The organism is Hydrogenophaga sp., from assembly GCF_051007235.1.
In the GTDB taxonomy this organism is placed as follows: Bacteria; Pseudomonadota; Gammaproteobacteria; order Burkholderiales; family Burkholderiaceae_C; genus Hydrogenophaga.
This window is the reverse complement of record NZ_JBPCSJ010000412.1, coordinates 1-8,168: the sequence shown is the minus strand read 5'-3', so window position 1 is coordinate 8,168 and position 8,168 is coordinate 1. Positions and strand designations below refer to the sequence as shown.

General features: G+C 66.1%; 8 protein-coding genes and 2 tRNA genes. 4 read left to right on the top strand and 6 right to left on the bottom strand.

Features of this window, described 5'->3' with window-relative positions:
- The 4 genes from ACR2JA_RS14675 to ACR2JA_RS14660 all read left to right on the top strand — a co-directional run.
- The coding region (locus tag ACR2JA_RS14675; RefSeq protein WP_434009819.1) for a YeeE/YedE thiosulfate transporter family protein at positions 1 to 592 on the top strand (592 nt) is incomplete at its 5' end.
- 18 nt (positions 593 to 610) lie between these two features.
- Entirely contained in the window at positions 611 to 1,411 is an 801-nt protein-coding gene (locus ACR2JA_RS14670; RefSeq protein WP_434009818.1) for a tRNA threonylcarbamoyladenosine dehydratase, read from the top strand.
- 35 nt (positions 1,412 to 1,446) lie between these two features.
- A tRNA-Lys gene (locus ACR2JA_RS14665) sits at positions 1,447 to 1,522 on the top strand.
- A gap of 68 nt (positions 1,523 to 1,590) precedes the next feature.
- Positions 1,591 to 1,666, top strand: a tRNA-Lys gene (locus ACR2JA_RS14660).
- A 176-nt stretch (positions 1,667 to 1,842) separates the two neighbouring features.
- Here ACR2JA_RS14660 and ACR2JA_RS14655 read toward each other — a convergent pair.
- The 6 genes from ACR2JA_RS14655 to ACR2JA_RS14630 form a co-directional block, all read right to left on the bottom strand.
- A complete protein-coding gene (locus ACR2JA_RS14655; protein ID WP_434009817.1) occupies positions 1,843 to 2,097 on the bottom strand; it encodes a GlsB/YeaQ/YmgE family stress response membrane protein in 255 nt (84 codons plus the stop codon).
- A gap of 75 nt (positions 2,098 to 2,172) precedes the next feature.
- The gene (gene abc-f, locus ACR2JA_RS14650; RefSeq protein ID WP_434009816.1) at positions 2,173 to 4,206 is read right to left on the bottom strand and encodes a ribosomal protection-like ABC-F family protein; all 2,034 of its coding nucleotides are present in this window, start codon (positions 4,204 to 4,206) and stop codon (positions 2,173 to 2,175) included.
- The gene (gene prmB / locus ACR2JA_RS14645) at positions 4,203 to 5,096 is read right to left on the bottom strand and encodes a 50S ribosomal protein L3 N(5)-glutamine methyltransferase (RefSeq protein WP_434009815.1); all 894 of its coding nucleotides are present in this window, start codon (positions 5,094 to 5,096) and stop codon (positions 4,203 to 4,205) included. Before prmB ends, abc-f begins: the two co-directional genes overlap by 4 nt.
- On the bottom strand, positions 5,093 to 6,259 hold the full coding sequence (gene dapE, locus ACR2JA_RS14640) for a succinyl-diaminopimelate desuccinylase (RefSeq protein ID WP_434009814.1): 1,167 nt from the start codon (positions 6,257 to 6,259) through the stop codon (positions 5,093 to 5,095). The genes prmB and dapE overlap by 4 nt, the downstream gene beginning before the upstream one ends.
- Complete coding sequence (locus tag ACR2JA_RS14635; RefSeq protein WP_434009813.1) at positions 6,259 to 7,419, bottom strand: PilT/PilU family type 4a pilus ATPase; 1,161 nt, start codon at positions 7,417 to 7,419, stop codon at positions 6,259 to 6,261. Before ACR2JA_RS14635 ends, dapE begins: the two co-directional genes overlap by 1 nt.
- Positions 7,420 to 7,558: 139 nt before the next feature.
- A partial coding sequence (locus tag ACR2JA_RS14630; RefSeq protein WP_434009812.1) for a 2,3,4,5-tetrahydropyridine-2,6-dicarboxylate N-succinyltransferase occupies positions 7,559 to 8,168 on the bottom strand: 610 nt, incomplete at its 5' end.

The following is an 8,168-nucleotide window of genomic DNA, read 5'->3' as shown; positions in this document are numbered from 1 at the left end:
CGCCGGTACCACCGGCCTGGTCCTGTCATTGCTAGTGGGTGGTGCCCTGCTGCTCTGGGCGCTCAGTGGACGCGACTTCCGCACCCCGGGCAACCTGCTGGGCGGTATAGGCCTGGGGCTCACCGTGACCGCCATGTGGTGGATCAGCGGGCGGCTGGGTTTTGTGGCCGAACACCCCGAGACGCTGGAGTCGGTGTACCTGGCCACCGACACCGGTCGCATGGAGTCCTTTTCGTTCACCGCTCCCATGGCTTACACACAGGACTGGCTGATCCGCTTCAGCGATGCCTCCAATCTGCTGACCACCGGCGTGGTAGCGGTCGCGGGCGTGGTGCTCGGTTCGTTCGTGCAGTCCCTGCTCGACAAAAGCTTCCACTGGGAAGGCTTCCGCAGCACGCAGGACACGGCGCTTCACCTGGCGGGCGCGGCGCTCATGGGCGTCGGGGGCGTCACGGCGCTGGGCTGCACGGTGGGGCAGGGTCTGTCGGGCCTGTCGACCTTGAGCCTGACCAGTGTCATCGCGGTGCTGGGCATCGTCTTTGGCGCGGTGCTGGGTTTTCGCTTCCAGATGTGGCTGCTCGAACGCGGCTGACCACGTTCTGAACCTGCGATGACCGAGGATTTTGAACGCCGCTTCGGCGGCCTGCGCCGGCTGTATGGCGTGCAGGGCGCACAGGCCATCTTCGACGCGCACGTGGCCGTCGTGGGCATCGGAGGCGTCGGCTCCTGGGCGGTGGAAGCGCTGGCGCGCAGTGGTGTGCGGCGCCTGACCCTGATCGACCTGGACCACGTGTCTCCTTCCAACATCAACCGGCAGATCCACGCGCAGGACGCCACCTTGGGACAGGCCAAGGCCGAGGCCATGCGCGAGCGCATCGCCAGATTTCATCCGGGTTGCGAGGTCGATGTGATCGACGAATTTGTGACGCCGGACAACTGGCCTCAGCTGCTGCAAGGTAGGTTGCCGACCGCGCTGATCGATGCCTGTGACCAGGTGCGGGCCAAGACCGCGCTGGCCGCCTGGGCGGGCCAGTGCAAGGTCCCGTTCGTGAGTGTCGGCGCGGCCGGCGGCAAGCGCTTGCCGCAAGCGGTCGAGGTGGCAGACCTGGCAGAGGTCACGCACGATCCGCTGCTCGCGCAACTGCGGTACCGCCTGCGCAAGCAGCACGGTGGCGCGCGTCAGGGCCGCATGGGAACCGCCTGCGTCTTCAGCCGCGAAGCCGTGGCGCCGCCGGACGCTTCGTGTGCGATCGATGCAGGGGACGGCTCGCTGAACTGTCACGGCTACGGTTCGGTCGTGAGTGTGACCGCCACTTTTGGCCTGTGCGCCGCGGGCTGGGTGATGAACACGCTGGCTGCGCGCGCAAAAGGTTTTGCAACTCTTCAAAAGAGTGCAATTTCGACGCTATAATCTGAGGCTTCGCACCACAGCGAACCCGTGAAAACGGGGCGTTAGCTCAGTTGGTAGAGCAGCGGACTCTTAATCCGTAGGTCGAGTGTTCGAGTCACTCACGCCCCACCAGAAAGATGTCTGGTTCTGATTCACAGCAAGTCTTCCGGGGCTTGTGCGATTCGGGACTGTTGCTTGATGGGACGTTAGCTCAGTTGGTAGAGCAGCGGACTTTTAATCCGTTGGTCGGCAGTTCGAGCCTGCCACGTCCTACCAAAATCCCCGCAAGGGGGCGAAAAAGCCTGCTACTTTTACAGTAGCGGGCTTTTTTGTTTCTATGGCTGGTGACAGTCCTGTTCAGTCGATGCATGAAAAAAAGCCCAGACCTTCCGGCCTGGGCTTTTTTATGGGACTTGCGGTGGGCCCCGGCCAGCGAATGCAGGCCGCAGGGGTCAGGCTTGTTTCTTTTTCAGGAAACCGTAGACCACCAGCAGCAATACGGCGCCCACGACGGAGCCGATGAAGCTGGCCGGCTGGCCGGGTGAATACAGCCCGAGCGCTGCGCCACCGTAGCTGGCCACGAAGGAGCCGGCCACGCCGAGCACGGCGGTCATGATCCAGCCCATGCCGTCGTCGCCGGGTTTGATGGCGCGGGCGATGAAGCCAGCGATGAGGCCGATGAACAGGGTTCCCAGAACGGACATCATGTGCGGGTGGTCTTTCAAAAGTCGGGTTGAAACAGTAGTTCCTAAATACTAACCCGACTGGGCGTCCCGCGGTGCTCAGGCGGTGGCGTCACCGTCGCTGGTCGCGGCTTCGAGCTGTTCGCCCAGTTCCAGCCAGCGCTGCTCCAGGGTGTCGAGTTCTTCGTTCACAGCCTTGAGACGGCGCCCGGTGTCGGCCAGCGTGGCGGCGCTGGCGGGTTGGCTCAGCGTTTCTTCCAGCACCTGCATTTCAGCGTTCAAGCTGGCCATGCGCTTCTCGGCCTGCTCCAGCTCCTTTTTGAGTGGGCGCAGCTGTTCGGCGCGTTGCTGGCGGCGTTGCGCGTCCAGCTTGCGTTGTTCGGGGCTGCGGCTGGCGGCTGGCGCCGGGTTGGCCGCTGCGGGTGCAGGCGCCGCCACCATCACCACCGTTTCGGCGGCCGCGTTCTTGAGGTCTTTCTGCTCCTGCCGTTGCGCCTCCCGCGCCTGCTTGGCCACGTCCAGCAGGTAACGCTGGTAGTCGTCCAGATCGCCGTCGAAAGGACCGATGCCGCCACGCGAAACCAGCCAGAACTCGTCGCACACCGCGCGCAGCAGGTGACGATCGTGGCTGACCAGCATGACGGTGCCTTCGAACTCGTTGAGCGCCATCGACAGCGCTTCGCGCGTGGCCAGGTCCAGGTGGTTGGTGGGTTCGTCCAGCAGCAGCAGGTTGGGCTTTTGCCAGACGATCATGCAAAGCACCAGGCGGGCCTTTTCGCCACCGCTCATGCTGCCCACGGCCTGCTTGACCTGGTCGCCGGTGAAGTTGAAGCTGCCCAGGAAGCTGCGCAGGTCCTGCTCGCGCGTGGCCTGGCCGCTCAGGCTGCCGCGCGCGGTGCAGTCCTTGACCAGGTGGATCATGTGTTCCAGCGGCGTGTCCGCCGGGCGCAGCACGTCCAGCTCCTGCTGGGCGAAGTAGCCGATGTTCAGGCCCTTGCCTTCGGTGATCTGGCCGCTGATGGCCGCCAGATCGCGCGCGATCGTCTTGACCACCGTGGACTTGCCCTGGCCGTTGGCGCCCAGGATGCCGATGCGCTGACCCGCCAGCACCGAGCGGCTGACGTTGCGCACGATCACCGTGGGCTCGCCGCCGTCTTCCAGTGGTGGGTAGCCAAAGCTCACGTCCTGCATGGCCAGCATGGGGTTGGGCAGGTTCTGCGGTTCGCTGAATTCGAAGGTGAACTCGGCCTCGGCCAGCACAGGGCCGATTTTCTCCATGCGTTCGAGCGCCTTGACGCGGCTTTGAGCCTGCTTGGCCTTGCTGGCCTTGGCCTTGAAGCGGTCGATGAACTTCTGCAGGTGGGCCACTTTTTCCTGCTGGCGCGCGTAGGCCGTGGCCTGCAGTGCCATCTGCTCGGCGCGCATGTCCTCGAAGCGGCTGTAGTTGCCGCCGTAGCGGGTCAGTTGCGCGCGTTCGATGTGCACCGTGACGTCGGTGACCGCGTCCAGGAACTCGCGGTCGTGGCTGATCACGAGCATGGTGCCCTCGTAGCGCTTGAGCCACGCTTCCAGCCAGACCAGGGCGTCCAGGTCCAGGTGGTTGGTGGGCTCGTCGAGCATCAGCAGGTCGCTCGGGCACATCAGGGCGCGGGCGAGCTGCAGGCGCATGCGCCAGCCGCCGGAGAAGCTGTTGACCGGGCGGTCGAGCTCGTCGGTGCGAAAGCCCAGGCCCAGGATCAGCGCCTGGGCGCGGGCCGGGGCGTCGTGGGCGCCGGCGTCGTGCAGCGCCATGTAGGCGTGGGCCATGCGCTCGCCGTCGTCGGTGGCTTCGGCGGCGGCCACCTCCTGTTGTGCGGCCAGCAGGGTCACGTCGCCTTCGATGACGAACTGCGTGGCCGGCATGTCGGTTTCGGGCATGTCCTGCGCCACCTGGGCCACGCGCCACTGCGCGGGCACGGTGAAGTCACCCTTGTCTTCGTGAAGGGTGCCGTCGAGCAGGCGGAACAGGCTGGACTTGCCGGCGCCGTTGCGGCCGACCAGGCCGACTTTTTCCCCGGGATTGATGGTCGCGGACGCGCCATCGAGCAGGACCTTCGTGCCACGACGAAGGACCAGGTTTCGCAAAGTGATCATGGTTGGGGCGCCGCCGAAGCGTTCAGCGCCGAAAGGGCTTCAAAAGAGAGGAGCAGCACCTGGTCCTCGCCAGCGCTGGTGGGCAGCCACACGGCTTCGAGCTGGGGGAAGGCGGCTTCAAAGTGTGCGCGCTCGTTGCCGATTTCCAGCACCAGCACGCCGTGGGGGTTCAGGCGCGCGGGCAGGTCGCGCAGCAGGGCTCGCACGAAGTCCATGCCGTCGGTGCCGCCGGCCAGTGCCAGCTCGGGCTCGGCGCGGTACTCGGCGGGCAGGGCGTTCATGCTCTGCGCGTTCACATAGGGTGGGTTGCACAGCACCAGATCCCAGGGGCCGGGGCACTGTGCCAGACCGTCGGATTCGATCAGCGCGATGCGGTCCTGCAGGCCGTGCCGGTCCACGTTGATGCGGGCCACGGCCAGCGCGTCAGGCGACAGGTCAGCACCGGTGACCTGCACATCCGGCCAGGCCAGTGCGGCCAGCACGGCCAGGCTGCCATTGCCGGTGCACAGGTCCAGCACCTGGTGCGTGTCCTCGGACAGCCAGGCGTCGAAGCCACCGTCGGCAATGAGTTCGGCGATGAAGCTGCGCGGCACGATGGCACGCTGGTCAACGTAGAACGACACGCCTTGCAGCCAGGCTTCGTGGGTGAGGTAGGCCGCGGGCTGGCGCGTTTCGATGCGGCGGGTGATGAGTTCGGCCACCGCCAGAGCGTCGTCTTCGCTCACCGGTGTCTCGGCCATCTCGTCCAGGTCGCCGTCCAGCGGCAGGCCCAGCTGCCACAGCACCAGCCATGCGGCTTCGTCGCGCGCGTTGATGGTGCCGTGGCCGTAGGCGAGCCCGGCGGCGTCCAGGCGCGCGATGGCGCCGGCGAGGATGTCTTGCAGCGTCATGCGGCGGCCTGTTGTGCCAGCCGCTCCAGCGTGCGGCGGTAGATGTTTTTGAGCGGTTCGATGTCGGCCACGAGCACGTGTTCGTCGACCTTGTGGATGGTGGCGTTGGTGGGGCCGAGTTCGATCACCTGCGGGCAGACCTGGGCGATGAAACGCCCGTCGCTGGTGCCACCGGTGGTGGAGAGTTCGGTGTTCAGACCGGTTTCGTCGCGGATCGCCTCGCGCACCGCGTCCACCAGCGTGCCTGGGGTGGTGAGGAAGGGCAGACCGCCCACCGTCCAGGCCAAATCGACATCGGCACCGGCCTGCAGGCCGTGCCGGCCCAGGATGTCCGTGACGCGTTGCTGCAGCCCGTCGGGCGTGGACTCGGTGCAGAAGCGGAAGTTGAAGTCGATCACCACCGTGCCCGGGATGACGTTGCTGGCGCCCGTGCCGCCGTGGATGTTGCTGACCTGCCAGCTGGTGGGCGGGAAGAAAGCGTTGCCCTGGTCCCAGACCGTGGCGGCCAGTTCGGCCAGCGCCGGGGCCACCATGTGAATCGGGTTTTTGGCCAGGTGCGGGTAGGCGATGTGGCCCTGGATGCCCTTGACCGTGAGCTTGCCGCTCATGGTGCCGCGGCGGCCGGTCTTGATCATGTCCCCGGTGCGCTCCACCGAGGTCGGTTCGCCGACGATGCACCAGTTCAGCCGTTCACCGCGGCGCTGCAGTTCGCGGCAGACCACCACGGTGCCGTCGTTGGCCGGGCCTTCTTCGTCGCTGGTCAGCAGGAAAGCGATGTCGATGCCGGGCTGCGGCTGGGCGGCCAGGAACTCCTCGCAGGCCACGACCATGGCCGCCAGCGAGGCCTTCATGTCGCTGGCACCGCGGCCAAACAGCTTGCCGTCGCGGGGCGCGGGCACGAACGGGTCGCTGGTCCAGGCGGACAGTGGCCCGGTGGGCACCACGTCGGTGTGGCCTGCCCACACCAGGGTCGGTTGCTGGCCGCTGCCGTGGCGCGCCCAGAGGTTGGTGACGCGGAAGTCGTCCGGGCCGCTCTCGATGGTTTCGCAGACAAAGCCGATGGCGCGCAGGCGGTCGGCGATCAGAGCCTGGCAGCCCTCGTCCAGCGGGGTGACCGAGGGTCGGGCGATCAGGGCTTCGGTCAGGCGCAGGGTTTCGCTCATCAGAACTTCACGTCCAGCGTGAACTCGGTGAAGGTGGCGTGGTCACTCTGGTCCTCTTCGCTCGGCTTGGCCGACTCGTTGGACTTGACGGCGTTGAAGTCGTTCTGCAGGCGCCACAGGAGGTTGTTGGGCGAGTCGGCATGGGCCAGGCCTTCGTTGCGCGAGACCAGGCCGTCGCTGATCAGGCGCGCCAGATCCTGCTCGAAGCTTTGTGAACCCTCGGCCAGCGACTTTTCCATCGCTTCGCGCACACCGGAGAAGTCGGCCTTCTGGATCAGGTCGGCGATCAGGGCGGTGTTGAGCATCACCTCCATGGCCGGCACACGGCCACCGCTGTGGGTGCGCAGCAGGCGTTGCGAGACGATGGCGCGCAGCGCAGCGGCCAGGTCGCCCAGCATGGTGGGGCGCACCTCGACCGGGTAGAAGCTCAGGATGCGGTTGAGCGCCTGGTAGCTGTTGTTGGCGTGCAGGGTGGCCAGGCACAGGTGGCCCGACTGTGCGTAGGCGATGGCGGCCGACATGGTCTCGCGGTCACGGATCTCACCGATCAGGATCACGTCGGGCGCCTGGCGCAGCGCGTTTTTCAGCCCGATCTGCAACGACTGGGTGTCGGTGCCGATCTCCCGCTGGTTGACCACCGATTTCTTGTTGCGGTAGGTGTACTCGATCGGGTCCTCGATGGTGAGGATGTGGCCCGTCGCCTGTTCGTTGCGGTGGTCGATCATGGCCGCCAGCGTGGTCGTCTTGCCGGCGCCGGTGGCGCCGACCATCAGCACCAGGCCGCGCTTTTCCATCACCAGCTCGGACAGCACGGGCGCCACGTTGAGCGAGTCCAGCGCCGGCACATCGCCTGGCACAAAACGGATCACCACCGCGTAGCTGCTGCGCTGGCGGAAGGCGCTGACGCGGAAGTTGCCCACGCCCTCCAGCGGCACCGCCATGTTGAGCTCGCCGGTCTCCTGCAATTCTTCGACGCGGGACGCCGGCACGATCTCGGAAAGCAGGTTCAGCGGAGCGTCCGGCGGCAGCACCTGGCTGTTGATCGGGATGGTCTGCCCGTTGATCTTGATCATCGCCGGCGCGTGCGCCGACAGGTAGACGTCCGATGCCTTCTTGTCGGCCATCAGGCGCAGGATGCGCTCCATCGTTCCGCTGCTCATCAGGAACCTTTCTAGCTATCGGGAGGAATCAGGACACGTCAACGAAGGGCAGCTCATCCAGAACACCGCGGAACCGGCTTTGCCGGGCCGCAAGTGTTGTCCCCCTCAGGGGGAAGACGCGCAGCGTCGCAGGGGGGAGTCAATCCCTCAGCAAGTCGTTCAGGCTGGTCTTGGCGCGGGTCTGCGCGTCCACGCGCTTGACGATCACGGCCGCGTACAGGCTGTACTTGCCACCGTCCTTGGGCAGGTTGCCGCTGATCACCACCGAGCCGGCGGGCACGCGGCCGTAGCTCACGGTGTCGGTGGCGCGGTCGTAGATGGGGGTGCTCTGGCCGATGTACACGCCCATGGAAATGACCGAGTTCTCTTCGATCACCACACCCTCGACCACTTCGGAGCGGGCACCGATGAAGCAGTTGTCTTCGATGATGGTCGGGCCGGCCTGCAGGGGTTCGAGCACGCCACCGATGCCGACGCCACCCGAGAGGTGCACGTTCTTGCCGATCTGGGCGCACGAACCGACGGTGGCCCAGGTGTCGACCATGGTGCCTTCGTCCACATAGGCGCCGATGTTCACGTAGCTGGGCATCAGGATCGCGCCCTTGGCCACGAAGCTGCCGTGGCGGGCCACGGCCGGCGGCACCACGCGCACGCCACTGGCCTTGAGTTCGGCTTCGCTCATGTCGCTGAACTTGGTCTTGACCTTGTCGAAGAAGGTCAGATCGCCACTCTTCATGATGGCGTTGTCG

What these genes read in the sequence shown, in the direction of transcription:
- ACR2JA_RS14670 (WP_434009818.1), top strand. Translation starts at nt 611, where the DNA reads ATGACCGAGGATTTTGAACGCCGCTTCGGCGGCCTGCGCCGGCTGTAT.
- ACR2JA_RS14655 (WP_434009817.1), bottom strand. Translation starts at nt 2,097, where the DNA reads ATGATGTCCGTTCTGGGAACCCTGTTCATCGGCCTCATCGCTGGCTTC.
- abc-f (WP_434009816.1), bottom strand. Translation starts at nt 4,206, where the DNA reads ATGATCACTTTGCGAAACCTGGTCCTTCGTCGTGGCACGAAGGTCCTG.
- prmB (WP_434009815.1), bottom strand. Translation starts at nt 5,096, where the DNA reads ATGACGCTGCAAGACATCCTCGCCGGCGCCATCGCGCGCCTGGACGCC.
- dapE (WP_434009814.1), bottom strand. Translation starts at nt 6,259, where the DNA reads ATGAGCGAAACCCTGCGCCTGACCGAAGCCCTGATCGCCCGACCCTCG.
- ACR2JA_RS14635 (WP_434009813.1), bottom strand. Translation starts at nt 7,419, where the DNA reads ATGAGCAGCGGAACGATGGAGCGCATCCTGCGCCTGATGGCCGACAAG.